The following is a 26071-nucleotide window of genomic DNA, read 5'->3' as shown; positions in this document are numbered from 1 at the left end:
GATAATGGCCCTGATTAATTTCTGTTAATAAAGGAGTATGTCGGTCCATATACTCTCCATAATTTGCTAAATATAAATCAACAATCCTCTGTCAGAATTACTGGGCTGAATGGAGGGGTTATGAATAAAGTAAATTACCACATTAAATATATTGAGTATTTACTCAGGAAGTGCAGGACAATTTTTACTAAAGATATTTCATTTCATGCGAAAAGGCTTAATAAACATTCGGGGAACTACCCTGACCTACTTAATCCATTAACGCTTAATGAGAAGATTTGTCATCGTCTCATATTCGAACACAATCCATTTTTTACAACATTGGCTGATAAACTTGCTGTCAGAGAATATGTGAGTAGAAGTACAAGTTTAGTTAAGCTTGTTCCATTGATTGGCGTTTATTGTCGAGTTGAAGATATTGACTTTGATAAACTACCCTCAAAATTTGTTTTGAAATGCAATCATGATAGTGGTAGTGCTGTCATCTGTACAGAAAAAGAAGACTTTGAATCCGCGAAGGCTATAAATAAATTAAAACTATCACTTAAAAAGAATATGTATTATATAACCAGAGAATGGCAGTACAAAAACATATCACCTGTGATTCTCTGTGAAATGTATCTGGATCTGTTTTCCAATCGAAACAGGAATGTCACTCCTGAAATGTTAAGGATACACTGTTTTCACGGTGTGCCATGTTTTATTGAGGCTGATTTTACTGACAGCAATGGGCACGGATTCATTAATGTCTATGACAGAGCATGGAATTTGCAACCCTTTCAGATGGAGTATCCAAATACTCCAACCCCAGTAGATGAACCCGAATCATTTCATAAATCCGTTATTGCTGCCCAAGAGCTAGCAAAAGAAATAGACTACTGTCGTGTTGATCTTATGCTAAAAGGAGAAGATGTCTATTTCAGCGAAATAACGTTAAGTCCCAAAAGAGGCAAACTTAAAATCACCCCAGAAATTTGGGACGCTAAACTCGGCAGTATGTGGGACCTGTCTCTTGCTAAAACAGGCTCATTTGAGCCTGTTTATTAATGTCCTGAAGCAGGCCATGACAGTTTGAAAAGCGAGCCATTTTCTTGTGTTACGCTGTAGCTAACGTCTCCGCCGTGGGCACGCATAATGGCTTTTACTACCGACAACCCCAAACCACAACCCTTGGGGTTAATATTTTTAGCATATTCTCCTCGCTGAAAAGGCTGGAATAAGGACTTCTGGAGTTCTTCAGGAATTCCAGGTCCTTTGTCTTGAATGAGGATAAAATTATCATTCCCCACAATACCATTCTTCACTAAAAGTGTTTGAGATGTGGAATATTTTAAGGCATTGTCAAAAAGAACGGTTAGGCACTGAATAATACGTAATGGATCGCAGATGCAATGCTGACAACTAAGCTCAGTAACTATGTTGAAGCCATTCGTTTCGAAATCAGGCAAAAAAGTATCAAGCGCACTGGAGATCGTTGCCGCAAGATCGACTTCGCTGAGCATCAAGGAATATTCGGCCCCTCCTGAGGAGCTCACAACTCGAAGATCCTCGATTAGGTTAGTCAGACCTTCAGTTTGTTTAAGGAGATTTCTAAAGAGCGGCGGTTCTGGTTCAAATACGCCATCAACCAGCCCCTGAAGCCTGCCCCGCAAAATAGTAACAGGAGTTCGGAGTTCATGAGCGATGGCAGCATTCCATAAATTCCGCTGAACATCCAGCGTCTGTAACTTTTCCGCCATTTCATTAAAATCATTGACGAGTTTATTCATTTCCCCCAACTGAGAACCGCTGCTAATCGCTCTTGCGCTAAGGTTTCCTTGAGAGATTTGTTTAAGGCTGTATGCCACATCATTCAGGGGATTTAATATTCTTGCAGATAGTTTTACGGTAAAAAATAGCGAAACAACCAGACTGGTCAATGAAGCGATCAAGATCCACATCCAGTCAAGAAAGGTCATATCATCTTCATTTCCAGCGCTTATCCCTCCCGGGAGGTAGTCAATCAAAAAACTATAAAATAAGTAGGAGCCCAGGACGGCAATTGCAATAATAACGAATGTTAAAGACAGCATATATGTCAATATCTGGCGGCTCAGAATTGTTTCTTTGCTCATTTTTTGTCGCCCAAGCGGTAACCTATTCCTCTGATACTTTCAGGAACACCTTTAAGTCCGGCATGTTCAAGCTTTTTCCGGAGTTTGCTCATATGACTGTCTACAGTGCGATCGAGCGAATCTCCCTCAGGCAAACACGTATCGAGTAACTCTTCACGTGAACATACTTTCCTTGGATTTCTGGCTAAATAGGTTAGAAGCTTAAATTCAGTGGTAGTTAATACCGGCGTGGAAACGCCACCCTGTACCGCGATCTCAACGTAAAATTCATCGGGATAAATTGTAAGAAAAGGCGTTCTTAAGGGCCGCGAGTGTGTAGCCTCTGCAACAGATCTGGTTCTGCGAAGTACGGCTTCAACTCTGGCTACAACCTCAGAGGGATTAAAGGGTTTTATCACATAGTCATCAGCCCCGAGCCGCAAGCCCATCAGTTTATCAACGTCTTGATCCAGTGCTGTAACCATGATGACCGGTACGTTCGTTTCCTTTCTTAACGTTGTCAGAACATTCCAGCCATCGTACACGGGCAGGTTGATGTCCAACAGTAGGAGATCAGGCTTGTTTAGACGGGTAAGGTTGATTGCCTGCTCACCATCTTCGGCTCTTAAGGTTTTCATGCCAGCCTTATTTAAATAGCCTGTCAGTATGGCGGCGATGTCATCATCGTCTTCTGCTACGATAATCAGATTGTTGTTTTTCATATTTTCTTCCACAGCACTGATGACAGCATGCCTTTTACCCTAAAATACCCTTTTATCGTCATGCTTAAAGATTTTTACTCAATTATAAATGCTAATTATCAGATTGGTTTACTTTGACATATGTTTTTTGGAAAAGTTCATCGAAAATTTTCAGCCAACTTAACCATGTACGTTCTCCATATTCACTACACATTTCATAAATAATTAATCAACATCGCCAGACGATAATCTACAACAAGGGTGTGGGTTACATACAATATGTACTGCGGTGTAAGGAACGCTATGGTGCTGAATAAATTTTTTGTTCGAGGTGAGAATCTGATGGCCTCACTTTTATTTTTCATGGTTTCATGCGGGTTATTATATTCTTGGCTTTATCTTGTGCGTGCCATTAATGAAAAAGTAGAATCTACTTTACCTTCATCCTTACTGATTCGTGTTTTAATAATCATTGCTGTATTATCATTCTTTTTCCAGAAAAAACCTGGGGTTTTAAAAGATATCATTGCAATAACACTTGGTCTGATTTTGCTATTTATACATACCATCACTGTATTACATCTGCTTTTGAATATTTTTCCGGATATTTATGATTTTGTTTTTTATTATGAATGTTTTTTATTGATTTTCTTCTGCGGACTACCGGTGTGTTTATGTATAAGAATGATTTAATCTTACGCATTTTCAGCATGATGTACAACATCAGGAGTGAGTACACATATCCTCCATAAAGCATCCATTCACGATTGACATCATGACGTTACACTTAGTGCATGTCTTTTATGACGGCTCTATTATGCCGCCTCGTTTCTCTTAACTGAAGTAATAAACTAGCGGCAGAATATTTCTACACTTCAATGCGTAATACACATTTATCATGATTTATAAAGGCACCAACAAACCTACGGCCCCCGGGGTTGCTATCTCGCTTAAAAGACTCGCCTGGCGGCACAGAAAGAAATTGTGCATTACTTTCATGCTGGTTATTGCTGAAAATGTTGCATTCCTGCTCTATCCCGTTCTTGCGGGCATGGCGATAAATGCCATTCTGGCAGGTCAGGCGTCACGTGCGGCCCTTTATGGCCTTATGGTTCTGTTCATGTGGTGCATGGGAGCCGCCAGACGTAGTGTAGATACACGAACGTTTGCACATATCTACGCAAATCTTGCTGTGACAGTAGTATTAGCCCAGCGAAAATATTCACTTAATCACTCGACTATTGCTGCGAGAGTAACGCTATCACGAGAATTCGTTGATTTCTTCGAGTTGCACCTGCCTGTATTGATCACCTCGATCATTTCCCTTTTCGGGGCCGCAATAATGCTGTTATGGATTGAATTCTGGACAGGAATAACTTGTTTGATCATCGTGGCAATACTGATGTGCTTCGTCTCCAACTATGCCCATAAAAATGAGGCGTTATATCAACGTCTTAACAATCGCCTCGAAAAAGAGGTCGATTATGTTAATAAGGCATCATTTGGAGCTCTGAAAAGACACTATGACACACTTGCTCACCTGCGTGTGGCTTTATCCGACAGAGAAGCATGGGGATATTTATCCATAGGTATTCTGGTTTCTGTTCTCTTTTCCATGACCATTATCAGGATGAGCCAGGAATCTGGAATTAATGCCGGACATATTTATTCCGTCATGACGTATATGTGGATGTTTTCAACCAGCCTGGATGACGCCCCACATCTCCTGGAAAAATTTTCCCAGCTCAGGGATATCGGTAAACGGGTCTCAACAGACGATGAGCCCTCTTTATCAGGTAATACATGTTGATTTTTGACCATTCGTACGTTGACTGGAAGTACATCTGATGCCGCATTTTTTTATTGAGCGCCCCATTTTTGCATGGGTTATTGCCTTGTTTATTGTTCTGACCGGAATATTGTCTATTCCTCATTTACCGGTGGCGCAATACCCAGCCGTTGCGCCACCGGGTATTATCATTTCAGTCAGTTACCCTGGTGCGAGTCCGGACGTAATGAACACGTCCGTCGTGTCTCTGATCGAGCGTGAAATTGCGAGTGTTGACAATTTACTCTATTTTGAATCTTCCAGTGACACGACGGGGATGGCGTCAATTACCGTAACCTTCAAACCTGGAACCGACATCAAACTCGCCCAGATGGATCTGCAAAACCAAATTAAGATTGTGGAATCTCGCTTGCCGCAGTCGGTAAGACAAAATGGGATAAATGTTGAGGCAGCTAATTCCGGTTTTTTAATGATGGTGGGATTAAAATCTCAACACGGCGAATATCAGGAAGCTGACTTAAGCGATTATTTTGCCAGGAATGTTACTGATGAACTACGGCGCGTACCCGGCGTAGGTAAAGTCCAGCTTTTTGGCGGAGAAAAGGCACTCCGCATATGGCTGGACCCGATGAAATTACACAGCTATGGGCTCTCTGTTACGGATGTATTAAGCGCCATCAGTCAACAAAACGTGATTGTTTCACCGGGCAGAACCGGAGATGAACCTGCGATTGGCGGGCAAGGTGTGACTTATCCGATATCGGTAAAAGGACAACTCTCTTCGGTTGAAGAATTTCGTAATATCACGATTAAATCACAGGTCTCCGCCGCCCGGCTGACGCTGGCAGACGTCGCCCGCGTGGAATCAGGGTTACAAAGTTACGCATTTGGAATCCGTGAAAATGGCGTCCCCGCAACGGCGGCAGCTATTCAGCTTTCTCCCGGCGCAAATGCGATTAGTACCGCGTCGGGTATCCGTGCGCGGTTAACCGAACTGTCGGGTGTACTTCCTGAGGGAATGACATTCACCGTGCCTTTCGATACGGCTCCGTTCGTAAAACTATCGATATTGAAGGTGGTTGAGACATTTGTTGAAGCCATGGTACTGGTCTTTTTCGTTATGCTGCTTTTCCTTCACAAGATACGCTGCACGCTTATTCCTGCGATTGTGGCACCTGTGGCGCTGCTCGGCACTTTTACTGTCATGCTATTAAGCGGTTATTCCATCAATATTTTGACCATGTTTGGAATGGTGCTGGCCATCGGGATTATTGTTGACGATGCGATTGTTGTGGTAGAGAACGTCGAACGACTGATGGAAGACAAAGAAATGTCTCCGCAGGAAGCGACACGAGAAGCGATGCGTGAAATTACGCCGGCCATTATTGGCATTACGCTGGTACTCACTGCGGTATTTATCCCTATGGCCTTTGCTAGCGGATCCGTGGGTATTATTTATCAACAATTCAGCATTTCGATGGCGATATCCATTTTACTATCGGCATTCCTGGCGCTGACGTTAACCCCTGCGCTTTGTGCAACCCTACTCAAGCCGCATGATAAACATCGGGGTAAAAGCAGCGCATTTTCAGGGTGGTTTAACGCTCACTTTCATCGTCTGACTTCGTTTTACGCCACTGGTCTGGGCTTTTTTCTGAAGCGTACCGGCCGTATGATGATGATCTACGCTGCATTATGTTTGGCATTGTTTGCCGGTCTATCTTCCTTACCTTCATCATTTTTACCCGATGAAGATCAGGGCTATTTTATGTCCTCAATCCAGCTTCCCTCTGATGCCACGATGCAGCGGACGCTTAAGGTCGTCGATACATTTGAAGAGGAGATCGCCCACCGGCAGGCGGTAGAAAGTAACATTATGATTCTGGGATTCGGTTTTTCTGGCTCAGGCCAGAACTCGGCCATGGCATTCACTACCCTCAAGGACTGGAAGCAACGCAAAGGCACCACGGCGCAAGAGGAAGCCGACTATATTCAGGCCCAAATGGCAAATGTGCCGGACGCCGTAACGATGAGCCTGCTGCCTCCGGCCATTTCTGATATGGGAACATCATCCGGTTTCACTTACTATTTGCAGGACAGAGGCGGGAAAGGCTATCAGGCACTCAAGCAGGCGGCCGATAAGCTTATTGTGCAGGCAAATAGTAATTCTCATCTTTCCGATGTCTATATTGATGGGCTTGGTGAGGGAACAAGTCTTGCCCTGCATATCGACAGGGAAAAAGCGGAGGCCATGGGGGTGTCGTTTGATGAGATAAATCAAACAATTTCCGTTGCAGCAGGCTCCAATTATGTTAATGACTATACCAATAATGGCCGGGTTCAGCAGGTTATCGTCCAGGCGGATGCGCCCTACCGGATGCAACCCGAACAACTTTTGGCTTTGTCTGTCAAAAATCGGTTGGGACAGATGCTTCCGTTATCCACTTTTGTGACGCTTTCGTGGAATGTTGCACCACAGCAACTGATACGTTATCAGGGATATCCAGCCATACGCATAACCGGGAGTGCCGCACAGGGAAAATCGACGGGTACCGCAATGGCGGCAATGGACAAGCTGGCTAAGCACTTACCGCCAGGGTTCGCCGGTGAGTGGGCGGGAAGTTCGTTACAGGAAAAGGAGTCCGCATCACAGCTTCCAGGTCTTATTGTGCTCTCGGTACTGGTGGTATTCATGGTGCTGGCTGCTCTTTACGAAAGTTGGTCCGTTCCCTTCGCAGTCATGCTCGTTGTTCCTTTGGGACTGCTCGGCGCCGTGCTGGCCGTATCCGTTGCGAATATGACGAATGACGTCTTTTTCAAAGTGGGCCTGATAACCTTGATTGGACTTTCCGCCAAGAATGCGATTCTGATTATCGAGTTCGCAAGACAATTAATTAAAGAAGGAAAGAGCCTTATTGATGCAACATTGACGGCAGCAAAACAACGCTTACGGCCAATACTTATGACGTCTCTGGCTTTCACATTAGGCGTTGTTCCGCTGATGCTCGCCAGTGGAGCCAGCGACAGCACGCAACATGCGATTGGTACTGGTGTATTCGGCGGGATGATTAGCGGAACGTTACTGGCAATTTTCTTCGTTCCGGTATTTTTTGTGGTGATTACCCGAATTACTGAAATGCGAAAAGACAGCAAGGATAATAGCCGGAACGGCTAATAACAATTATACGCCCAGCCAGCAACAAGCATACTTAACGCTTGGCTGGCTGGTATTTAATAGTTAAGGACACTATGAACGTCATTTTCACCCAAAGATTAATTATTCGGCCTTTTAAGGAAAAAGATGCAGCTGCACTTTTTGATTATCTTTCTACGCCACGTGTCCCCTGCTTTAATGAAGAAAAACTGCATTCGATAGCCGAGGCGGAGGCAGAAGTGACTAAGCGGGCCAGTGAACCAGGACAGTTTGCCGTTTGTTTAAAAGAAACTGATGAGTTGATCGGCCATCTTTTTGCAGACAATAGCAACGAGCCAGACAGCAATACCTGGTCAGTGGGCTGGCATTTTAATCAAAGTTATGAACGTCAGGGATATGCGAGCGAGTCAGTCGCTGCACTGTTTGATTATTTATTTAAAGTAAAAGATGCCCGACGTTTGTATGCCTGGGTAGAGGTTTTCAATCTGGCCTCTCAAAAACTCTGTGAACGTTTGCATATGCGAAATGAAGGGTGTTTTAAAGAGTTTGTCTCTTTTGAAAACGAGGATGGTAAGGCAAGGTATGACGACACATACATCTACGCGTTACTCCATAAAGAATGGACAAAATGAAGGACGAAGAAACTAATCTGGAAAGCGTCTCGCAGACGTCTTCTTTGGGGGCGTGACAGACCTTTATAACCACCTTAGTGTGACATGATGATTTTCTGATTAATGGTTATTAGAGCGCCCATCCCCGGCGCTCAGTTCTGCTCCTTTATCCCGCCTGCGCAAATTCTGCGGCTTCGGCAATCAGCGCGTCATCCGGGCGCATGCCGGTGTACATGGCGAATTGCTCTACAGCCTGTAAGGCAATCACCTCTGCACCGCTGATGGTTTTTTTACCCAACTGCTGTGCCAGCTTAATCACCGGTGTTTCTGGCGGCAGGGCGACGACGTCAAACACTACGCTGGCGGCAGCGACCATCGCTTCGCTGTAGGCCAGCTCATGGCTTTCTTTACCGCCCGCCATGCCGACGGGCGTCACGTTGACCAGAATATCGCAGGCAATTCCATCCGGCTGCGGCTGCCACTGGAAACCGTACTGTTTTGCCAGCGTAGTGCCGCTCTCTCGATTACGTGCGGCAATGATTACATCCGTAAACCCCGCATCGCGAAAGGCGGCAATCACCGCTTTGCCCATGCCGCCGCTGCCGCGAATCATCACGCGTGCGCTGCTATTGAGCTGGTGGCTGGCAATCAGACTTTTTACCGCAATATAGTCGGTGTTAAATCCTGTCAGCGTACCGTTGTCATTGACGATGGTATTGACGGAATCAATGACGCTTGCGGAAGGATCGATGGCATCCAGAAACGGCATGCAGCTCTCTTTAAACGGCATTGATACCGCGCAACCGCGGATACCCAGCGCGCGAACGCCTTTCACTGCGGCCTCAATATCCTGCGTGGTAAAGGCTTTGTAGATAAAATTTAACCCTAATTTTTCATACAGATAGTTGTGAAAGCGAGTGCCAAAGTTGCCGGGGCGACCGGCAAGCGACATGCACAACTGGGTGTCGCGGTTAATCATGTTAAATTTCCTCGGCGTGAGACAATATGTACTGTTCGGCTTCCTGCGACCAGACCCCCTGATGACGCTCCAGGATATCGCGCAAGGCTGGATCATCAATCTGCGTGAGCGCGGTTAATGGTAAGGCTTTGCCGGTATAAACCAGTTTTTTCCCGCCGCCGATTTTTGGCAGTTCCAGCGTTGTTTCACCTGCCGCATTTAACCCCAGAATGTGCGTCACCACTTTTGCCGCCTGGACTTTCTTCTCTTCGATAAGTTTAACCGCCGCGCGCATGTCGTCGGTATTGCCGCCAGACGTCCCAACATAATGGGTGAAGGCGTAGTGTACGTCGTAGAAGTTAATCGGCGCGCTAAACTGCTTATCCTGCGGACCAGCAAAGAAGTTCATGCAACCATCGGCAGCCAGCAGGGAAGAGGCCAGCGTAACCAGCTGTTCGTTGGGCACAAACACAAAGATGTCATCAAACCCGTGCCCGCCGCTCAGCGCCATCAAGGTGTCATAACTCGCATCCTGGGCGTGGAGATAATGGATCAACGTTTGTGGTTCTGATGGATAGTGCTTGCGGGCGTAGCTCAACTTGTCGTTATTGGTGTCGGTTACCACCAGCAGCGCCGGGTTAACCGGGCCATGCAGTGCATAGTCGATCGCCAGTAGTCCCATCGGACCGGTGCCGCCGAGTATCAGTGTATGTCCCTGCGGACGAATGCCCATCTTATGGTTATAAGAGCCTTCCTGCAGGTGATAGTTGGCGTTGAATGCGCCAATCACGCAGGATAGCGGCTCAACCAGCGAACCTTCAAAATAGGTTTCACCTTCGTAGGCCAACAGGCAGTCCTGCTCCATGACTTCATCAGGAATGATGACGTGCGTGGCTTCCCCGCCTACCCACGGGAAGGAGTAGCCGGGACAGTCCGGGCGATCCGGCAGTTGCAGGTTAGCCTGAATGACATAGCGCTGGCCGGGCTGAAACTTATGCTGCCATTTTTTGCCTACGGCAATAATGTCGCCGCAAAACTCATGACCGATGATGATCGGGTTGGTGGCCACATCGTCCGGCACCTTTTTGTGGTTCTCACCCTGGTTAGCCTCTTTCCAGGAAGAAAGGCACAGGCTGTCGGTTACGACTGAGGCCAGAATTTCGTCATCCCGCATTTCAGGAAGGTCGAAAGTTTCCAGGCGCAGATCGCGTTTACCATAAAGACGTAAAGCTGTTGTTGTTTGCATTGTTACCACCTCTTCCTCTTTCGAGGACTATTTGTTGAAGTTTCCCCGGCATTGCCGGAGCGAAAAATCAGGACAGGAAGCCCAGTGCGTTACCGATAATTCCCAGCGCAAACAGGGCGAAGATTAGCCATACCGGATTAATTTTCTTGTTGAGCAGACGCACCATCAGCAGCGTCAGACCCAACGCCAGCAGGCCGGGGCAGAGTTGGTCGAGAATGTTCTGCACGGTCATGGTGACGGTGGCGCCGTCTGCGCCAGGCGTTTGCGATACCACCAGCGGCACGTTGATGCTGGTCCATTTGGTGACCAATACTCCCATCACAAACAGGCCGAGAATCGATGCGCCTTCGGTCAGTTTCTGCAGCAGATTGCCGCCCATGTCGCTGACGATGTTGACCCCTTTACGAAAGCCAAGCTGTAAGCCGTACCACTTCATTGCCAGACGTACTGCATTGAAAATAAAGAAGAACAACAGTGGGCCGAGAATGTTACCGGACAGCGCCAGCGATGCGCCGAGCGCGGCGGTAATCGGGCGCAGCGTTCCCCATACCAGCGGATCGCCGACGCCGGCCAGCGGACCCATCAGCCCAACTTTGATACCGTTGATGGCACCGTCGTCAATTTCCGCACCGTTGGCGCGAGCTTCTTCCATCGCGGCGGTCACGCCAATCACCGGACCGCAAACGGCAGGTGTGGTATTGAAGAACACCAGGTGCCGTTTGAGTGCTGCAACCTGGTCTTCTTTCAGTGGATACAGGCGCTTGATGGCAGGGATCATGTCGTAGCAAAAGCCCAGCCCATGAATGCGTTCAAAGTTGAATGACGCCTGTTGCAGGTTGGAGCGAACGAACATGCTAAACAGGTCGGATTTGGTCAGTTTTTTCTGTTCCATGGCTGGCTCCATTAGTCATCAAGCTGATCGATAGCTTGAGAAGAGGCGGGTTGCGCCTGCGGTTCGGCTTTACGCCACTGTGGGTTCAACTGGATGTAGACCAGCGCGATAATCACGCCAACCCCACCGAAAGCCAGCAGGCTCAAATCGAGATAACCCCCAGCGATAAACCCGAGGAAGAAGAAGGGCATCAGGTATTTCACCCCCATCATGCGCAGCACCATGGCGTAGCCGACCACCACGATAAAGCCACCGGCAATCTGCAATCCGCGGGTGACGAATTCCGGAATGGCGTTGAGCATATTGCTGACCATATCGGCGCTGACAAACAGCGAGACGATTAATGCAGGAATGGCAACGCGCAGCGCCTGTACACCGAGAGCGGAAACGTGCAGCATGTCGATGGTACGAAAGCGGGCGTCTTCGGCGGCTTTATCCGCCGCGTGCTGGAACACCACGGTGATAGTACGGGCGAATACCGTCAGTACCTGGCCTGCCGCCGCCACCGGCAGGGCGATGGCGATACCGGTAGCAATGCTTTGCTGACCGACGATAACCAGAATGGCGGAGATAATACTGGCGAGCGCCGAATCGGGAGACTGGGCTGCGCCGACGTTCATCCAGCCAAGAGCGATTAACTCCAGCGTGCCGCCGAGCATAATCCCGGTTTTTAAATCACCGAGGATCAGGCCGATAACGGTACAAGCAATTAGCGGACGGTGGGTCTGGAACTCATCCAGCACGCTACCCATTCCGGCAATACAGGAAAATAGGAATATGGCGATAATTTGTAGGGTACTTATTTCCATAATATGTCACCTTGTGAATGTGATCATCCCTGCCTGTTAAAGCATAAGTACACAGGCATTTTTATTTATTCAGCGAACGATTGTTCTTCTATTTTTTCGAGAATATTAATAGATGGATCGGATGCGACGACGCGTAAATCCAGCGTGACACCCAGTTTATCTAACTCACGAAACGCATGAATATCGTCGTTATCTAAAGAAACGGCTTTGGTTAATTGTTTTTTACCTGGTCGCCAGGCCATGCCGCCAATATTTAATGTGGTGATTTTTACCCCTTGTTTTACCATTGCTAATGCATCCTGCGGGCGGGTAAATAGATAAAAAACGGTTTCGTTCTGGTATTGCGGATTATGGTAAACTGCGACCGCCTTTTCGATATTAACAACGTTCACTTTCATTCCCGGCGGGGCGGCCTGACGTAATAATGTACGACGTACTTCATCGTTATAAACGTCGTCATTACAGATAATAATCCGTTGGGCATTCGCCACCTTCGACCAGACGGTGGTGACCTGACCGTGGATCAGGCGGTCATCAATACGAGCAAGGGTAATGTTCATCAGAAATCCTCTTCGGCCGTTTCCAGATGTTTCCAGACGACACAGGTTTGTTGAGCAATGGTCGTCAGGTGTTCGCACAGTTCATCCACATTCATACTGCTTTGGTTGTCTACCAGTTCCAGCGCCAACGGCAGTGATAACCCGCTAATGACCCGTATCGCCGGATTGTGCATCGCCAGCGTCGCGGCAGCATTCCAGGGACTGCCACACTGCAAATCGACGGCAATCAGCCATTCATCGCCAGTGTGAATACTTACTAACTTTTTCAGCTTTTCCACGATGTCGCTGGCGTTCTCTCCGGGGACAAATGCCACGGCTTCAACGTTGGCATCACCGTAGACCATCTGTACCGATTCCAGCATGGCGCAGGCCAGTTTGCCGTGAGCACAGAAGATTGCATTGACCATAAAACCTCCTTAGCCTCGCGTTTTTCCGCCAGCAATGTTAGTGGTTACTCCGGTTATGTAACTGGCGCGCTCAGACAAAAGATAACAAACAAAATCAGCGACTTCGCTTAAGCGCCCTGAGCGCCCAATTGGGATCGCGTTCTTGGTGTAGCCCTCGCGCAGCTGTTCGACGGTGATGTTGCGAGTCCAGGCCAGCGCTTCTTCATATTCGGGGGTACGCAGTCCGGTTTTTTCCAGAATGCCGGGTGCAATGCCCACCACACGAATGCCGTGTTTGCCCAACTCTTTCGACCAGGAACGGGTAAAGCTATTCAATGCTGCTTTGGTGGCGGCATAGCAACTTTGGCCCTCTGAACCTTCCAGCCCGCTTTCTGAAGAGACATTCACAATCACGCCGTTACGCTGTTTTACCATTTGGCGTGCCGCTGCTTGCGACATTAAGAACACACCTTTCTGGTTGATATTCACCATTTTTTCAAAAGCGGCTTCGTTGAGTTCATATTGCCCGGCGGGGGCTTTTTCATCGACCAGTAGCCGCGGAAAATTAACGCCTGCGTTATTCACCAAACCATCGATACGCCCATAGCGGTGGATAATTTCGGTAACGGTATGATTAACTTCTTTGGCGCTGGAAATATCTGTCGGCCAGAAATGATATCCATTATGGCCTTCATATTTACCGTCACCACCGTGAATATCCGCCATTTGCACATTAGCGCCCTGCGCTAATAACTCTTCAACAATCGCTAGCCCAATACCGGATGCACCACCGGTAACAATAATGACTTTGCCCTGCAAGTTTAACCACGTTTGCATAATTAACTCCCGATTTCAGATAAGGGGATCCCACATAAAATTAATTATGGCAGGACCAATTAGAATTTATTTACTTCAACAATAATTCAGCGGTATGGCTGTTGGTGACTAAACAATTAATATAATTCCCACGTAATGCGCCTAATATCCCACTGTATTTTTCTTCACCCATTGCAATGCCAATGGAATAACGCGTCTGTTTTAATTTATTGGTTTCGATGGAGAGCGTCTTTTCACTCATATTGGTTTCTACGGTTGCACCGTTGATATCGTAAAAGCGCGAGCAAATGTCTCCGGCGACCCGGCGAGCATGCAGGTCATCACTCTCTTCACTGCCGTAAAAAGCGTGCCAGTTGGCGCCATCACGTATTGCCGGAGATCCAATCCCAACCAGCGCGATGTCCAGATTATCCCAATAAGCTGAAATCGATTTAAAATGTCGTGACTGCATGATCCCGTTACGGATCAGCGGGTTTTCCAGCAGTGCCGGGAAATCTGCCAGGTGTGATTCCCCTTTAAGCTTTGCCGCAGCGCCGTAGGTCAACGTATTGACGTGGTAGCGGCTTTCAAGCTTGCCGGACGGTCCGCCGATAATCGGCACGCAGATCAGCTGGCGCGACTGGCTGGCAGGGGATAACCCTTCCACCAGTCCCCGCACCGCGCGGCCCCATGAGAACCCGATAATGTCCCCTGGTTCCAGTAAGCGTTCCAGCAACTGTGCACCGTGCACACCCATCATGGTGAGTTGTTCGTCTTCCTGTTCACTGTCGCAGGAGACCACCACCGCTTCTTTCAGGCCAAATTTCTGTTTTAGCTGCTGTTCCAGCCACAGATTTTCGTTGTAGTCGTAATTAATGGCGATGGTGACGATACCCTGCTCGCGTCCACGTTTTAGCAACCGGCTGATCGTGGTGCGGTAAATCCCCAGCTCGCGGGCGATTTGCGCTTGTGTCATATCCTGTTCGTAATACAGCTGCGCTATCTTTACGATTAGGCGGATATCATCGCTGTTTTCCGTCGCCATTTTTGGACTCCTGCACATTTGTGCAAATCACGAAATTGTCTTCTTGATCTGATATAACCCCAACCGTTCTCCATCTCAAAGCTATTTTCACTTATTTCAGTGCCCTGTAATGGCCGATTGTGTTGCACATTTGATGTGGTGATGGCGTGCTGTCGGCACAGATGTGTTTGTCTCTCTAATGTATTGATTCTGCTTGTTTTCACCCAACAAAATTGCAGGGATGAATCGCTGACACTTTTGTGTCAAAAGGTGTGACGGATCACAAATAGCGCGTGGGCAGTCGAACACGATTATTTTTTATCGTCCGCAAGGTAGGGTATATTTCGCTTTTAATACACAAAAGCATTCAAGTTGTATCAAGGCGGCAAGGGAACGAATTCCTGGGAGCATAGATAACTATGTGACCAGGGTAAGTGAGGGCAGCCAACGCAGAGACGGCTTGAAGGATGAAGTGTATACAGGAGAAATTATGCTGCCCGACTCATCCATCCGATTAAATAAATACATCAGTGAAAGCGGAATCTGCTCGCGTCGCGAGGCGGATCGCTTTATCGAACAAGGGAATGTCTTCCTGAATGGTAAACGCGCCACCATCGGCGATCAGGTGATGCCTGGCGACGTCGTAAAAGTGAATGGTCGGTTGATTGAGCCGCGTGAAGCGGAAGATCTGGTTTTTATCGCGCTGAACAAGCCGGTAGGAATTGTCAGCACCACCGAAGACAGCGAACGCGACAACATTGTTGATTTCGTGAATCACAGCAAGCGCGTGTTCCCCATTGGCCGTCTGGATAAAGATTCCCAGGGGCTAATCTTTCTGACCAACCACGGCGACCTGGTGAATAAAATCCTGCGTGCCGGTAACGATCACGAAAAAGAGTATCTGGTGACGGTAGATAAGCCGGTCACTGATGACTTTATCCGTGGTATGGGGGCTGGTGTGCCAATCCTCGGTACCGTCACCAAGAAATGTAAGGTGAAGAAAGAAGCGCCGTTTGTGTTTCGCATCACGCTGATTCAGGGGCTGAACCGTCAGATCCGTCGTATGTGCGAACACTTTGGCTATGAAGTTACCAAGCTTGAGCGCACACGCATCATGAACGTGAGTTTGTCCGGCTTGCCACTGGGTGAATGGCGCGACCTGACGGATGACGAACTGATCGATCTGTTCAAGTTGATTGAGAACTCGTCCTCAGAGGCCAAACCGAAGGCGAAAGCGAAGCCAAAAACCGCAGGCATTAAGCGCCCGGTAGTGAAAATCGAAAAATCTGCGGAGAAAGAGAAATCACGCCCGGCAGCAAACGGTAAACGCTTTACCTCGCCGGGGCGTAAGAAGAAAGGACGTTAACGTCTGCCGCGCGTTGGCGTATTCGCTGACCAGGAAAACGATGCTTCCGCATCCGGTTTATAAGCCTGCTTTTTCTTTAACTGGCGGGCTTTTTTCGCTTCCGCTTCGCGCAAGGCCATCAGTTTATCGATGTACTCTTTCTTGATGCTGTTGGTCTCTGCGTTGGTCAGCAGCCGGCCATGCGCAATGCGCGCGCGGTCAAGCAGCGTTTTCAGTTCACGCTGTTCGCGCTCGGTCATCTCTTTTTGGGTAATGCGGGGGAGTGCCATACGGGTGCCCTCTGTTAGCCGATATCCTCAGTGTACGGTAATCCTGGCCAGGCTGATAGCGCTCAATAGGCAATACGCAATTTTCCGCCAAAGTCCTGCTGGGTATAACCCGTTGTTTTGAATCCTTTATCCGTGATGATGCTATCGATTTCTTTTAACGTGGCGATACACATCACCCCATCCTGACCAAATTTGGTATGGTCGGCGAGAATTACCGCTTTTTTGCTCATGGCAATCATGGACTTCGCCACGTACGCCTCATCAAAACTTTTTACCAGCACTCCATGCTGAGGCGAAATTCCACCTGCGCCAATAAAGCAGATATCGGCGTGAATGGCGTTAATTTGCTGACAAACCGAGACACCGAGATTGGCGCGAAAATGGTAGTCATATTCACCGCCTAAGACGTAAACGCGGGCCTGAAGATTATGCTCTTTAATTTTATCCGCAATTAACGCTGAGTTGGTAATAACAGAATAAGCGAGTGGGGGTAATAGTTCAGCAAGAATTAAGTTAGTCGTACAGGAGTCAATAAACAGCGTATCGCGTTCGCTAACCATCGTGGCGGCAATTTTACCAATTGCCATTTTTTCATCACGGTGTATATCAATCCGCGCGCCGAACTCATCTTCCTGAACGACCTGTTTTTTGACAGCCCCGCCATGGATTTTGGTAATTTGTCCTTCGGACTCCAGTATCGAGAGGTCACGGCGAATGGTCTCTGATGTAACTTTTAGCGTTTCCGATAATTTGATGACTGTGACTTCACCGAACTTATTTAATTCATCAAGAATATGTTTTCTTCTTTTAATCGGGTTCATTATTTTCCGCCAATGTCGTGCTTTGGCGCATGGTAACTGGATGCGCAAAGCAACGCAACCACTCCAGTGCACAGACAATACCTTCATCATCATTAGAGGCCGTTACATAGCTGGCGTGTTGTTTTACTGCATCAGGCGCATTGCCCATGGCGATACCGATGTTCGCAGCGGTAAACATACTGATATCGTTCTGCTGATCGCCAATCGCCGTAACCTGTTCGGTCGCTATATTTAGCTGTTGCCTTAACATGTTTATAGCATAGCCTTTGTTTATTTCAGTACGTTGGATGTCAATATAATTCCCTCCGGTGATTGTCGCCATATAACCATAGGGTAATTCATTATTCATTGCCGTACATAATGCATTTACTTTTGATTGTTCTGCCACTAATGTGATCTTATAAATGTCATGCTGATTAAAAATATATTCAGGCGCTGCCGAAATAAAGGGTAGCTCAAATAAGTTGGCCTCATAAGTCGTCCATGGTGCCACGAGTCGGTCATCACGATGATAAATAGCATCGGCGCTAAAAAAATGATGGGGGTAGCAGGAAAGAGATTGGTCAATCTCCCGGAGAGCCATGCAAGAGAGTGTCGCAGTATGAATCATATGCTGCGACGTCATCTCCAGAATTTGCCCGCCATTAAAACCGGCGCACCAGGCAAACAATTTATCTACCTGTTGCTGTTGTAACAGGCGCACCATAGAGGAGACCGGCCTGGCGGAACAGGCTGCCAGCAGACCGCCACGCTGGCGGAACTCAACCAGCGCCTGACGCGTGCGCGGGCTGATTGTTTTCTGTGATGTCAGTAACGTTCCATCCAGATCGGTCACCAGCAACATTTCTCTTTCCTCTGCGTTTACTGAGCAATAAACGGCGTGACGGCCTCTTTGGCGGCGTTGCAGACCATATTGTCGATTGCCGTACCGACGACCAGAATATTGACCCCGGTATCTTTAAACGCTTTGGCGTTGGCGAGGTTAATACCGCCTTCTGCCAGCGTCGGTACATCAACCGCGCCAACCAGCGCTCGCAGCCTTTCTTTAATGGCCTGTGGAATGTCGCCTGCGGCTACGCCTTCATAGCTCATACCGGTCATCAGGCCGATCATATCGACGCCAATTTCCTGCATCCGCTTCGCCACGCTGGAAACCTCTTCCGGCGTGCGCGCAGGAATACCGAAAGTATGCAGATCGTCCGGGTGACCAATATAGGCGTCAACGGTCAGACCATATTGATGGGCGAGATTAACGATATCCTGCAGATCGTCCCAGTCGGATTTATGCGTGTGCAAACCATCGGCTCCGGCACGGGCAATCTCCAGAATCTCAGTGTCACTGAGCGGCACGGGCAAGGTTTCGGTAAAACCTCCCGCAATACCCACGGTAATGAAAATATCGTCAGGAACCACGTTACGCACGCCGTGTACCGCTTCAGCCATTTGCCCGTTGGTGATTTCATGGCGGATCTGCTCCGCTGCATGCATATTGCTCACGCCTTTGTGTCCACGCGCCAGCGCCAGTGCTGGGTGGTTTGGTTCCAGCAGCTTAACGCCTGCCTCACACACCGCTTTCGCCAGACGCGCATCGTCGCCAGTGATCCCGGTACTGAGGATGGTTTGTCCGCCGTGGAGCGCAATGGCGTCTTTCACTTTCTGTAACGCTTTGGCGCGTTTTTTATTCATATCGCCTTTAAACATGGTGTACCTCTGGTGTTGGTGCATTAATTAACGGGCTGACGCTGCAGGTTCGCTCTGTACGACAGCCTTAAAACGGTTAGCAATAATGGTGGTAATACAGGTCATCGCCATTGTTGTGATCATCACGATGGCCATCTGAAGCGCATTGCTGGACAAGAACGGCGAGGCAAAAGCGGGAACATAGGCCACGCCTTTAACGTTAAAGAAGCCCAGCATCATGCCGCCCATTCCGGCCCAGAAAATGGCGGAGCCAAAGACAATTTTGTTGGCGAACATGAAGGGGTAGGCAGATTCCACGAAGGTTCCGAAACCCAGGTTTATAAGCAGCCCCGGTGTGGCGACGGCGGCTTCACTTTTTTCACGAGGGGCGATAACGTTGGCAAGGTTAATCCCTGCGGCAACCATCACCAGACCCACCATATCGACTGCGCCGAGGAAGCTTACGCCGGATTTTTCCATCTCCAGCAGAACCAGCGGCAGGATGACCGCATGATAGACACCGCCCAGGATGGCTGGCCAGATAACCAGCCCTGCCAGCAGTCCGGCAAGAACAGGACTGAAAGCCAGGGTGCTTTCGATAGCCAGTTTGATGTAATTACCTGCTGACAACGCCAGCGGACTCAATAGATAGTGCATGATCAACCCGGCGGCAAGACCTGAAATCCCACCGGCAACGATGTTGACGGTGGTCATCGGAAAGCGCCAGTTCAGGCATAATTCAAACAGCCAACGAACGAAAATCCCGGCCATCAAACCACCGATGATCCCGCCAATCAGGCCCCCCTCGACGGACAGCACCCCGGCGACGACCCCGGCAACGATTGAGACTTCATCCAGCTCAGAAATCTGTTTTGCCGCCAGCACGGCAACCAATACCGGCAGGCCTTTCAGCAGGATTTCAAAAATATCGTTAAGTTTTTCCAGACCCGGGATGTGGCTCAGGGCGAGAACAATCGCCATCGCGATAAAGCCAGGCAGCGCAGGGATCATAATGCTGCGAATGTTAAAGCGTTTGAGCAGGCTCTTTCCGGAGCCACCCTGGGAGGGTGAAGCGTTACCCAACTGCGGCTTGTACTTAATGCCCCAGTGTTTACACAGAGACGCCACGAAAGAGACTGCGCGGGTTCGGCTGGTGGTGCCGGTCGTACCAGAGGTAGCGACAATATTTGCCCCTTTTGCAGCCACCAGCGCCATTGACGTTCCGCCGGTGCCAACGATCGGCGTTTTCATTTCAACGGCGGCGGTGAAGACTTCGTGGTTCGCTTTTCCCGGATCGGCGCTCATCACAACGATTCCGTCGATCGCGCCGCTACGGATCATCTCAGCAATCTGGCGATCGCTTTCGACCACCGATGCGTTCACCTCTGAAAGTTTGCCCTGAAATATCCTTTGTGGTTTTTGTTGGTTTTCTGTGGTTAATGCATACACGGATGCCGGTGTGTGGGGTTTGGCTACATCCATCGAAGCTTCCGCCGCGATAAACTGCACGGCGGCAACTTCCACACCTGCGGCTTCGCACTGCTGATAGATTTCCTGGAGTAACTTCTCTGGCTCTGCGCCACCCAGGTTGTAGAGGTTGCCTCCACTGCTTCCAATAATCGCAATTTTTTTCATAGCGGCCTCGAAGATAGGGTAAGGGTTTATCTGTGTTGTAGTGACAGCATATTCCCAATTAAAACAAACCAAATCAACATCTATGAAGTGGGTTTATTTGAGTTTTAAACTGTATTTTTTATATATACAATTGAAATATAAAAATTAAATAATTATTTTGTTTTATGTTGATGTTTGTTGTTTTGTGATGAGGTTCAAATGCAGATAGGGAGAAATGGAGGATGCCTCCTCCATTTTATAGAGATCAGTGTTGTTTTACTGCGTGCGGTTTCTCTTCAATCGCCTTCCCGGACCAGTAACCCGCCAGTAGCGAACCAGAAAGGTTGTGCCAGACGGAAAATAGCGCGCCGGGCAGAGCGGCGAGCGGACCGAAGTAAATTTTGCCCAGCGCAGCGGCGAGGCCGGAGTTTTGCATGCCGACTTCAATCGCCAGTGTGCGGCAGGTGGATTCATCAAAGCCGAACAGTTTCCCGCCCCAGTAGCCGCCAAGCAGGCCAATGGTGTTATGCAGAATAACGGCGATAATTACCACAAAGCCGACTGACGCTATGTGCGACGCAGAACCTGCCACAACAGCGCTGATAATCGCCAGGATGCACACCATAGAAAACGCGGGCAGATACGGTTCTACGGCTTTCACGACGCGTGGGAACAGATGGTGAATGACCAGACCCAAAGCAATCGGAATAACCACGATCTGCAGAATACTCAGCAGCATACCCATCACATCCACCTGGATATGCGCGTCGACGTAAAGACGGGTGAGCAGCGGCGTGGCGACAACACCGACCAGCGTTGAAACCGATGAAATCGTCACGGAGAGCGCCACATCGCCTTTCGCCAGGTAGATCATTACGTTAGATGCCGTTCCGCTGGCCACGCTACCGACCAGCACCATACCTGCGGACAATTCCGGCGGCATATTAAAAGCCAGCGCCAAAACCCATGCGGCGAGCGGCATCACCAGATAGTGCAGGAAAATACCCGCCGCGACCGGGGCCGGGCGTGAGAGTACGCGTTTAAAGTCATCCACCTTCAGGTGCACGCCCATACCGAACATAATCAGCATCAGTAACGACGGCACGAATGGCCCGACAGGCGTAAAGGTGGAGGGTGTGTAATACGTAATAACAGAGAGCAGCAGCGCCCATAACGGGAACAGCCGCGTGAGAGTAGCGAGCATGTTGTATTCCTTGCGATTGAAATGTGTTGTGTTGTTATAAAAAAGCCGGGATCGAGCCCGACCATAGTTATGGTTTATCGCGTGATGGAATATTATTCAAACAAATTATGTTTATGTTCCGCAGTGAATGTTTTCCCAGCTCAGCCCGAAGCGGGCGAGATATTTTCGCAGGCGGTCTGCATCGTTAGGATTGGCTTTTTTCTGCCGTGAGACGGCAAACAGTTCGCGTCCGGCTTCCGACAGCGACGCGCAGCGGCGGCACACTTCCAGTACCGTTTCTAACTGGCGGCGATCGAACAGGTCAATGTCCATATTCAGTTCAGGCTGTGGAGTGGCTATCTGCCAACTCTCCTTTAGCAGCTCAATCTCTTCTTCGACAAGGGATAAGGTGATGCGACCTTGTTCGGCAAGCGTCGCCATGCGCGCGATGGATGAACTTAGCTCGCGAAAATTGCCACGCCACTGCGCCTGTGAGGAACAGGCAAATGCCAGATAGGAAGCGCGTGCCTCTTTGTCGAAACGGATCTGCATCTGTTTACTGCTGGAAAAACGGTGTAGCTCATACTCGACGTTCGGCGCGATATCTTCCCGCCGCTGCGCCAGACCGGGCAGGGCGAAGCTCCACATATTGATACGCGCATGGAGATCTTCGCGAAAACGGCCTTCAGCGACCCATTGCCGCATGTCGCGATGGGTGCCGGCAATCAGCTGAAAATCGCTGTGTACCTCTTTGTCCGATCCAAACGGGAAAAAGGTTTTTTCTTCAATCGCTTTTAGCAGCATGGCCTGCTCATCCAGCCCTAATTCGGCGATCTCATCGAGAAACAGCACGCCGCCATCGGCCTCTCGCAGTAATCCGCTACGCGCCGTGAGCGCACCGGTAAAGGCTCCCTTCACGTGACCGAACAGCGTGGACATCGCATTGTCGCCGCGCAGGGTCGCGCAGTTAACCGCCACCAGTTTTCCCGCTACCAGATGCCGCGACTGGCGTAGCTGGAAAATGCGTTTCGCGAGGAAGGATTTGCCCGCGCCGGTAGGGCCGGTGAGCAGGATCGGGTCGGTCGAACGCAGAGCGACCCGCTCAATGCGATCGATCAGTTTATTGAAGGTGGCGTTGTGCGTATCAATCCCGGCTTTCAGAAAAGAGACCGACTGCTGCTGTTCGCGCTGAAAACGACTGGTGAGCGTGGCGTAGCGGCTTAAATCGAGATCGATAACCGAGCAGACGCCAGCGGCGATGGCCTCATCTGATGAACCGCGTGGCGCGGGGCCGGTTTGCAGCAGGCTGGCGGGCAGGTAGCGGGCTTCCGTCAGCAAAAACCAGCAGATTTGTGCCACGTGAGTGCCGGTGGTGATGTGCACCAGATACTCTTCGTTTTCCGTATCAAATTCATAATGCGTGGCAAAGTCGAGAAACGCGGCGTAGACCTCTTCAAAGTCCCACGGATCGTTAATGGTGACGGCATGCGGGCGAACATGGGTGTGCGGCGAAAGCAGCGCGACGTCTTCAATCAACCTTTGCGCCATGCTCTCATCGCGTGGTTGGTGGAGGAGTTCCAGCCTGTCGACAGGGAAATCGGGTTGTTGGCATAGCCCAACCGTGGGTCGCCACTTCTTAAACCGATTGGCCCGCTTGCCGCGCTTATCGAGCACCGTTCCCAGTACGCCAATCACTACCCGCCGTTTTTTCATGGTTTATCCAAAAAGATAAATAAGAGAATAAAAGATAAAAAAATTAACCCGTCAAGACAACCGCCATTATTGGCATCAATAATTAAAATTATAAAAATCAATTAATTAACAATTAAATATGCCTTTTTTAATTCCTGGCACGCTTCTGGCAATAACACTTGCGTCAATCACGCTGAAAGCGCAGGGGGTTAAACCCCGCCGGCACGTCAGGAACGGCACAGGCTGTTTTCCGGGAGTGTTCCGTCAGCCGATGACACACAGTGGGTTCGATTCCCAATTTCATCCCCGAATGAAAACTGGTTGTTAATCATAGAAATAAAGCGGAGTGATGCGCAGTTAGCACGCTCCAGAACAGGCTGCCGGTAATGATGCCGTGTGACAGGCAAAAAGGAATTCCCCTGTCGCTTCGCCCCTGCACCCGCGCCTGACTCACAATAAGGAATAAAAAATGATGAAAAAAATCACTATTCGTAAAGGCCAGCTTGGCCTGTTATCCCGACAGGGTGATTACTATCAGGTACTGGATGCAGGTGAACACCGTTTGCCATGGTTTAACACTCCGGACGTTCTGGTAATCAATACCGATGGCAGCGAAATTCCGGAAGCGCTCGCGGAGTATTTACGTCGCTTCCAGCCTACATGGGTGGAGCAGTACTGTGTGGTGGCTGATTTAACCGATACTGAAGCAGGTGCGCTGTATGTGAACGGCGTCTTGCAGGAAATTTTGCCACCGGCAACGCGCCGTCTGTACTGGCAGGCCGATGAAGCGCTGAAGCTGGTACGGATGGATACACGTCAGGTTTTGGTTCCTGTTGACGTGATGAACGCAGTATTACAGCCACGTCGCAGCGGTGCGGTGAAAGGTCGCGAAGCTATCTTAACGGTGCAGGTCCCGGCGTGGCACGTCGGTGTACTGAAAATTGATGGTGAAACTCAGGCGCTGTTGCTGCCGGGGTTAACAGCATACTGGAAGGTAAACCATCTGATTGAAGCGGAAGTGGTGGATACCCGTTTGCAGGTGCTGGAGGTTGGCGGCCAGGAGATACTGACCAAAGATAAGGTCAACCTGCGTTTAAACCTGGCGGCGAACTGGCGTTATAGCGATGTGTTGCTGGCATTTGGTCAACTGACTAAACCGCTGGATCACCTTTACCGTGAATTGCAGTTTGCGCTGCGTGAAGCGGTGGGAACGCGCACGCTGGACGAATTGCTGGAAGATAAGCAGGTGATCGATGAAGTAGTGAGCGCGCAGGTGAAAGCCCGGATGACGCCGTTTGGTATCGAGGTGGCTTCACTGGGGGTAAAGGATATTGTCCTGCCCGGCGATATGAAGGCTATTTTATCGCAACTGGTTGAAGCGGAAAAATCCGCCCAGGCCAACGTGATCCGACGTCGTGAAGAGACTGCCGCCACGCGATCGCTGTTAAATACGGCAAAAGTGATGGAAAACAACCCGGTAGCGCTGCGCTTAAAAGAACTGGAAACCCTCGAAAGAGTTGCTGAGCGTATCGATAAAATCTCGGTGTTCGGGGGCCTGGATCAGGTGCTGCACGGCCTTGTGAACATAAAAGGATAAGAATAATGAGCGACAACACAGTGGACAGCGCAATGCGTGAAAGGGTATTGCGCCAGCTAAAAGAGGTTGAGCAGCGTTATGGCGTCAGGGTGCTGTATGCCTGTGAATCCGGCAGCCGTGGCTGGGGATTTGCCTCGCCGGACAGCGACTACGACGTGCGATTTCTCTATGTTCATCCCCCTGAATGGTATCTGCGGGTCGAAGCGCCTCGCGATGTTATCGAGCTGCCGATAGATGATGAGCTGGACGTGTGCGGCTGGGAATGGCGCAAGGCGCTGGGGTTACTCAAAGGCGCAAACCCGACGCTTATCGAGTGGCTGGATTCGCCAGTTGTCTATCAGCAGGATGAAGTGACCGTTTCGGCGCTGAAAGCGTTGGTGCCCAAATGGTTTTCTCCGCTACGTGCCCGCTGGCACTACTACTCGATGGCGCGGAAAAACTTCCGTGGCTATCTGCAAGGTGACGACGTGCGATTGAAGAAGTACTTCTACGTTCTGCGACCCCTGTTGGCGGTGCGTTGGGTGGAAGCGGGCAAGGGCGTACCGCCGATGCGTTTTGCCGACCTGCTGGCGGGAAGTGAACTGGATGCGCCATTGCGTCAGGAAATCGACGAATTGCTGGCGCGCAAACAGCGGTCAGGTGAGGCTGAGTATGGTCCGCGTCGTCCATTGTTACATGCGTTTATCCGCGCCGAACTGGAGAGAGGAGAAATCCCGCCAACCTTACCAGACAGCCGGGAAGGGGATGTGAGGGAATTGGACAGGCTGCTATATGGCACGGTGATGCGGTGAAAATGCCCGATGGCCTAAG

25 protein-coding genes are annotated in these 26071 nt (G+C 49.4%); 8 read left to right on the top strand and 17 right to left on the bottom strand.

Annotated elements, in window-relative coordinates:
- The first annotated feature begins 120 nt into the window (after nucleotides 1–120).
- Nucleotides 121–1047 (top strand): ATP-grasp fold amidoligase family protein, encoded by a 927-nt coding sequence (locus tag SK34_RS21770; RefSeq protein ID WP_048234172.1) that lies wholly within the window; start codon nucleotides 121–123, stop codon nucleotides 1045–1047.
- On the opposite strand, the gene SK34_RS21765 is transcribed toward SK34_RS21770, so the two are convergent.
- Entirely contained in the window at nucleotides 1044–2114 is a 1071-nt protein-coding gene (locus SK34_RS21765) for an ATP-binding protein (protein WP_048234171.1), read from the bottom strand. The two genes, SK34_RS21770 and SK34_RS21765, sit on opposite strands and share 4 nt — an antisense overlap.
- A complete protein-coding gene (locus SK34_RS21760) occupies nucleotides 2111–2815 on the bottom strand; it encodes a response regulator (protein ID WP_048234170.1) in 705 nt (234 codons plus the stop codon). The genes SK34_RS21765 and SK34_RS21760 overlap by 4 nt, the downstream gene beginning before the upstream one ends.
- 282 nt (nucleotides 2816–3097) lie before the next feature.
- On the opposite strand from SK34_RS21760, the gene crrC reads away from it, so the two are divergent.
- From crrC to SK34_RS21740, 4 genes are all read left to right on the top strand, one after another.
- The gene (gene crrC / locus SK34_RS21755) at nucleotides 3098–3487 is read left to right on the top strand and encodes a colistin resistant protein CrrC (protein WP_048234169.1); all 390 of its coding nucleotides are present in this window, start codon (nucleotides 3098–3100) and stop codon (nucleotides 3485–3487) included.
- 205 nt (nucleotides 3488–3692) lie between these two features.
- Entirely contained in the window at nucleotides 3693–4604 is a 912-nt protein-coding gene (locus SK34_RS21750) for an ABC transporter six-transmembrane domain-containing protein (protein ID WP_048234168.1), read from the top strand.
- A gap of 37 nt (nucleotides 4605–4641) precedes the next feature.
- Nucleotides 4642–7758 (top strand): multidrug efflux RND transporter permease subunit KexD, encoded by a 3117-nt coding sequence (gene kexD, locus SK34_RS21745; protein ID WP_048234166.1) that lies wholly within the window; start codon nucleotides 4642–4644, stop codon nucleotides 7756–7758.
- A gap of 74 nt (nucleotides 7759–7832) precedes the next feature.
- Nucleotides 7833–8369, top strand: a complete 537-nt coding sequence (locus SK34_RS21740; RefSeq protein WP_048234165.1) for a GNAT family N-acetyltransferase — start codon at nucleotides 7833–7835, stop codon at nucleotides 8367–8369.
- Between the two features lie 145 nt (nucleotides 8370–8514).
- On the opposite strand, the gene SK34_RS21735 is transcribed toward SK34_RS21740, so the two are convergent.
- The 8 genes from SK34_RS21735 to SK34_RS21700 all read right to left on the bottom strand — a co-directional run bounded on the left by SK34_RS21735 (nucleotide 8515) and on the right by SK34_RS21700 (nucleotide 15060).
- On the bottom strand, nucleotides 8515–9327 hold the full coding sequence (locus SK34_RS21735; RefSeq protein WP_048234164.1) for a shikimate 5-dehydrogenase: 813 nt from the start codon (nucleotides 9325–9327) through the stop codon (nucleotides 8515–8517).
- 1 nt (nucleotide 9328) lies between these two features.
- Entirely contained in the window at nucleotides 9329–10552 is a 1224-nt protein-coding gene (gene sorE / locus SK34_RS21730; RefSeq protein WP_003031639.1) for an L-sorbose 1-phosphate reductase, read from the bottom strand.
- 67 nt (nucleotides 10553–10619) lie between these two features.
- Nucleotides 10620–11444, bottom strand: coding sequence for a PTS system mannose/fructose/sorbose family transporter subunit IID (locus SK34_RS21725; protein WP_048216971.1), 825 nt, complete (start codon nucleotides 11442–11444; stop codon nucleotides 10620–10622).
- Nucleotides 11445–11455: 11 nt separating this feature from the next.
- Nucleotides 11456–12253 (bottom strand): PTS mannose/fructose/sorbose transporter subunit IIC, encoded by a 798-nt coding sequence (locus SK34_RS21720; RefSeq protein ID WP_003841402.1) that lies wholly within the window; start codon nucleotides 12251–12253, stop codon nucleotides 11456–11458.
- 65 nt (nucleotides 12254–12318) lie between these two features.
- Nucleotides 12319–12813 carry a PTS sugar transporter subunit IIB gene (locus tag SK34_RS21715; protein ID WP_003031646.1) on the bottom strand — a complete coding sequence of 165 codons (495 nt, stop codon included), beginning with the start codon at nucleotides 12811–12813 and terminating at the stop codon, nucleotides 12319–12321.
- Nucleotides 12813–13220 (bottom strand): mannose/fructose/sorbose PTS transporter subunit IIA, encoded by a 408-nt coding sequence (locus SK34_RS21710; protein ID WP_003031647.1) that lies wholly within the window; start codon nucleotides 13218–13220, stop codon nucleotides 12813–12815. Before SK34_RS21710 ends, SK34_RS21715 begins: the two co-directional genes overlap by 1 nt.
- 9 nt (nucleotides 13221–13229) lie before the next feature.
- Complete coding sequence (locus tag SK34_RS21705) at nucleotides 13230–14036, bottom strand: SDR family oxidoreductase (RefSeq protein ID WP_003031649.1); 807 nt, start codon at nucleotides 14034–14036, stop codon at nucleotides 13230–13232.
- 70 nt (nucleotides 14037–14106) lie between these two features.
- A complete protein-coding gene (locus tag SK34_RS21700) occupies nucleotides 14107–15060 on the bottom strand; it encodes a sugar-binding transcriptional regulator (RefSeq protein ID WP_048234163.1) in 954 nt (317 codons plus the stop codon).
- A gap of 469 nt (nucleotides 15061–15529) precedes the next feature.
- Between SK34_RS21700 and rluF the strand changes: the two genes are divergently transcribed.
- The gene (rluF, locus tag SK34_RS21695) at nucleotides 15530–16405 is read left to right on the top strand and encodes a 23S rRNA pseudouridine(2604) synthase RluF (protein WP_048234161.1); all 876 of its coding nucleotides are present in this window, start codon (nucleotides 15530–15532) and stop codon (nucleotides 16403–16405) included.
- Here the strand turns inward: rluF and SK34_RS21690 are convergent.
- The 7 genes from SK34_RS21690 to rtcR all read right to left on the bottom strand — a co-directional run bounded on the left by SK34_RS21690 (nucleotide 16402) and on the right by rtcR (nucleotide 23685).
- Entirely contained in the window at nucleotides 16402–16674 is a 273-nt protein-coding gene (locus tag SK34_RS21690) for a YjbD family protein (protein ID WP_003826541.1), read from the bottom strand. The genes rluF and SK34_RS21690 overlap by 4 nt on opposite strands.
- Before the next feature lie 62 nt (nucleotides 16675–16736).
- Nucleotides 16737–17495 carry a DeoR/GlpR family DNA-binding transcription regulator gene (locus tag SK34_RS21685; protein ID WP_005132777.1) on the bottom strand — a complete coding sequence of 253 codons (759 nt, stop codon included), beginning with the start codon at nucleotides 17493–17495 and terminating at the stop codon, nucleotides 16737–16739.
- Nucleotides 17482–18339, bottom strand: a complete 858-nt coding sequence (locus tag SK34_RS21680; protein ID WP_044702271.1) for a Cof-type HAD-IIB family hydrolase — start codon at nucleotides 18337–18339, stop codon at nucleotides 17482–17484. Before SK34_RS21680 ends, SK34_RS21685 begins: the two co-directional genes overlap by 14 nt.
- Before the next feature lie 17 nt (nucleotides 18340–18356).
- Entirely contained in the window at nucleotides 18357–19196 is an 840-nt protein-coding gene (locus tag SK34_RS21675; protein ID WP_044702272.1) for a beta/alpha barrel domain-containing protein, read from the bottom strand.
- Nucleotides 19197–19223: 27 nt separating this feature from the next.
- Nucleotides 19224–20810 carry a PTS sugar transporter gene (locus SK34_RS21670; RefSeq protein WP_044702274.1) on the bottom strand — a complete coding sequence of 529 codons (1587 nt, stop codon included), beginning with the start codon at nucleotides 20808–20810 and terminating at the stop codon, nucleotides 19224–19226.
- Nucleotides 20811–21054: 244 nt separating this feature from the next.
- On the bottom strand, nucleotides 21055–21993 hold the full coding sequence (panS, locus tag SK34_RS21665) for a ketopantoate/pantoate/pantothenate transporter PanS (protein ID WP_048234160.1): 939 nt from the start codon (nucleotides 21991–21993) through the stop codon (nucleotides 21055–21057).
- A gap of 111 nt (nucleotides 21994–22104) precedes the next feature.
- Nucleotides 22105–23685, bottom strand: a complete 1581-nt coding sequence (gene rtcR / locus SK34_RS21660; RefSeq protein WP_048234159.1) for an RNA repair transcriptional activator RtcR — start codon at nucleotides 23683–23685, stop codon at nucleotides 22105–22107.
- 448 nt (nucleotides 23686–24133) lie between these two features.
- On the opposite strand from rtcR, the gene SK34_RS21655 reads away from it, so the two are divergent.
- Nucleotides 24134–25261 carry a slipin family protein gene (locus SK34_RS21655; RefSeq protein WP_003841393.1) on the top strand — a complete coding sequence of 376 codons (1128 nt, stop codon included), beginning with the start codon at nucleotides 24134–24136 and terminating at the stop codon, nucleotides 25259–25261.
- A 5-nt stretch (nucleotides 25262–25266) separates the two neighbouring features.
- Nucleotides 25267–26052: a nucleotidyltransferase domain-containing protein gene (locus SK34_RS21650; protein ID WP_048234158.1), complete on the top strand. Its 786-nt coding sequence runs from the start codon at nucleotides 25267–25269 to the stop codon at nucleotides 26050–26052.
- The last annotated feature ends 19 nt before the right edge of the window (nucleotides 26053–26071 follow it).

The organism is Citrobacter sp. MGH104 (assembly GCF_001034485.1).
Classification (GTDB): domain Bacteria; phylum Pseudomonadota; class Gammaproteobacteria; order Enterobacterales; family Enterobacteriaceae; genus Citrobacter; species Citrobacter freundii.
This window is presented reverse-complemented; position numbering and strand designations above follow the sequence as displayed.

Bases quoted from the DNA above. Each gene is read 5' to 3' on its own strand.
- SK34_RS21720 (WP_003841402.1), bottom strand. From the start codon at position 12,253: ATGGAAATAAGTACCCTACAAATTATCGCCATATTCCTATTTTCCTGT.
- SK34_RS21650 (WP_048234158.1), top strand. From the start codon at position 25,267: ATGAGCGACAACACAGTGGACAGCGCAATGCGTGAAAGGGTATTGCGC.
- SK34_RS21680 (WP_044702271.1), bottom strand. From the start codon at position 18,339: ATGTTGCTGGTGACCGATCTGGATGGAACGTTACTGACATCACAGAAA.
- SK34_RS21700 (WP_048234163.1), bottom strand. From the start codon at position 15,060: ATGGCGACGGAAAACAGCGATGATATCCGCCTAATCGTAAAGATAGCG.
- rluF (WP_048234161.1), top strand. From the start codon at position 15,530: ATGCTGCCCGACTCATCCATCCGATTAAATAAATACATCAGTGAAAGC.
- SK34_RS21685 (WP_005132777.1), bottom strand. From the start codon at position 17,495: ATGAACCCGATTAAAAGAAGAAAACATATTCTTGATGAATTAAATAAG.
- SK34_RS21690 (WP_003826541.1), bottom strand. From the start codon at position 16,674: ATGGCACTCCCCCGCATTACCCAAAAAGAGATGACCGAGCGCGAACAG.
- SK34_RS21670 (WP_044702274.1), bottom strand. From the start codon at position 20,810: ATGAAAAAAATTGCGATTATTGGAAGCAGTGGAGGCAACCTCTACAAC.
- SK34_RS21655 (WP_003841393.1), top strand. From the start codon at position 24,134: ATGATGAAAAAAATCACTATTCGTAAAGGCCAGCTTGGCCTGTTATCC.
- SK34_RS21750 (WP_048234168.1), top strand. From the start codon at position 3,693: ATGATTTATAAAGGCACCAACAAACCTACGGCCCCCGGGGTTGCTATC.
- SK34_RS21725 (WP_048216971.1), bottom strand. From the start codon at position 11,444: ATGGAACAGAAAAAACTGACCAAATCCGACCTGTTTAGCATGTTCGTT.
- crrC (WP_048234169.1), top strand. From the start codon at position 3,098: ATGGTGCTGAATAAATTTTTTGTTCGAGGTGAGAATCTGATGGCCTCA.
- SK34_RS21705 (WP_003031649.1), bottom strand. From the start codon at position 14,036: ATGCAAACGTGGTTAAACTTGCAGGGCAAAGTCATTATTGTTACCGGT.
- SK34_RS21740 (WP_048234165.1), top strand. From the start codon at position 7,833: ATGAACGTCATTTTCACCCAAAGATTAATTATTCGGCCTTTTAAGGAA.
- panS (WP_048234160.1), bottom strand. From the start codon at position 21,993: ATGCTCGCTACTCTCACGCGGCTGTTCCCGTTATGGGCGCTGCTGCTC.
- sorE (WP_003031639.1), bottom strand. From the start codon at position 10,552: ATGCAAACAACAACAGCTTTACGTCTTTATGGTAAACGCGATCTGCGC.
- SK34_RS21675 (WP_044702272.1), bottom strand. From the start codon at position 19,196: ATGTTTAAAGGCGATATGAATAAAAAACGCGCCAAAGCGTTACAGAAA.
- SK34_RS21715 (WP_003031646.1), bottom strand. From the start codon at position 12,813: ATGAACATTACCCTTGCTCGTATTGATGACCGCCTGATCCACGGTCAG.
- SK34_RS21735 (WP_048234164.1), bottom strand. From the start codon at position 9,327: ATGATTAACCGCGACACCCAGTTGTGCATGTCGCTTGCCGGTCGCCCC.
- kexD (WP_048234166.1), top strand. From the start codon at position 4,642: ATGCCGCATTTTTTTATTGAGCGCCCCATTTTTGCATGGGTTATTGCC.
- SK34_RS21760 (WP_048234170.1), bottom strand. From the start codon at position 2,815: ATGAAAAACAACAATCTGATTATCGTAGCAGAAGACGATGATGACATC.
- SK34_RS21765 (WP_048234171.1), bottom strand. From the start codon at position 2,114: ATGAGCAAAGAAACAATTCTGAGCCGCCAGATATTGACATATATGCTG.
- rtcR (WP_048234159.1), bottom strand. From the start codon at position 23,685: ATGAAAAAACGGCGGGTAGTGATTGGCGTACTGGGAACGGTGCTCGAT.
- SK34_RS21710 (WP_003031647.1), bottom strand. From the start codon at position 13,220: ATGGTCAATGCAATCTTCTGTGCTCACGGCAAACTGGCCTGCGCCATG.
- SK34_RS21770 (WP_048234172.1), top strand. From the start codon at position 121: ATGAATAAAGTAAATTACCACATTAAATATATTGAGTATTTACTCAGG.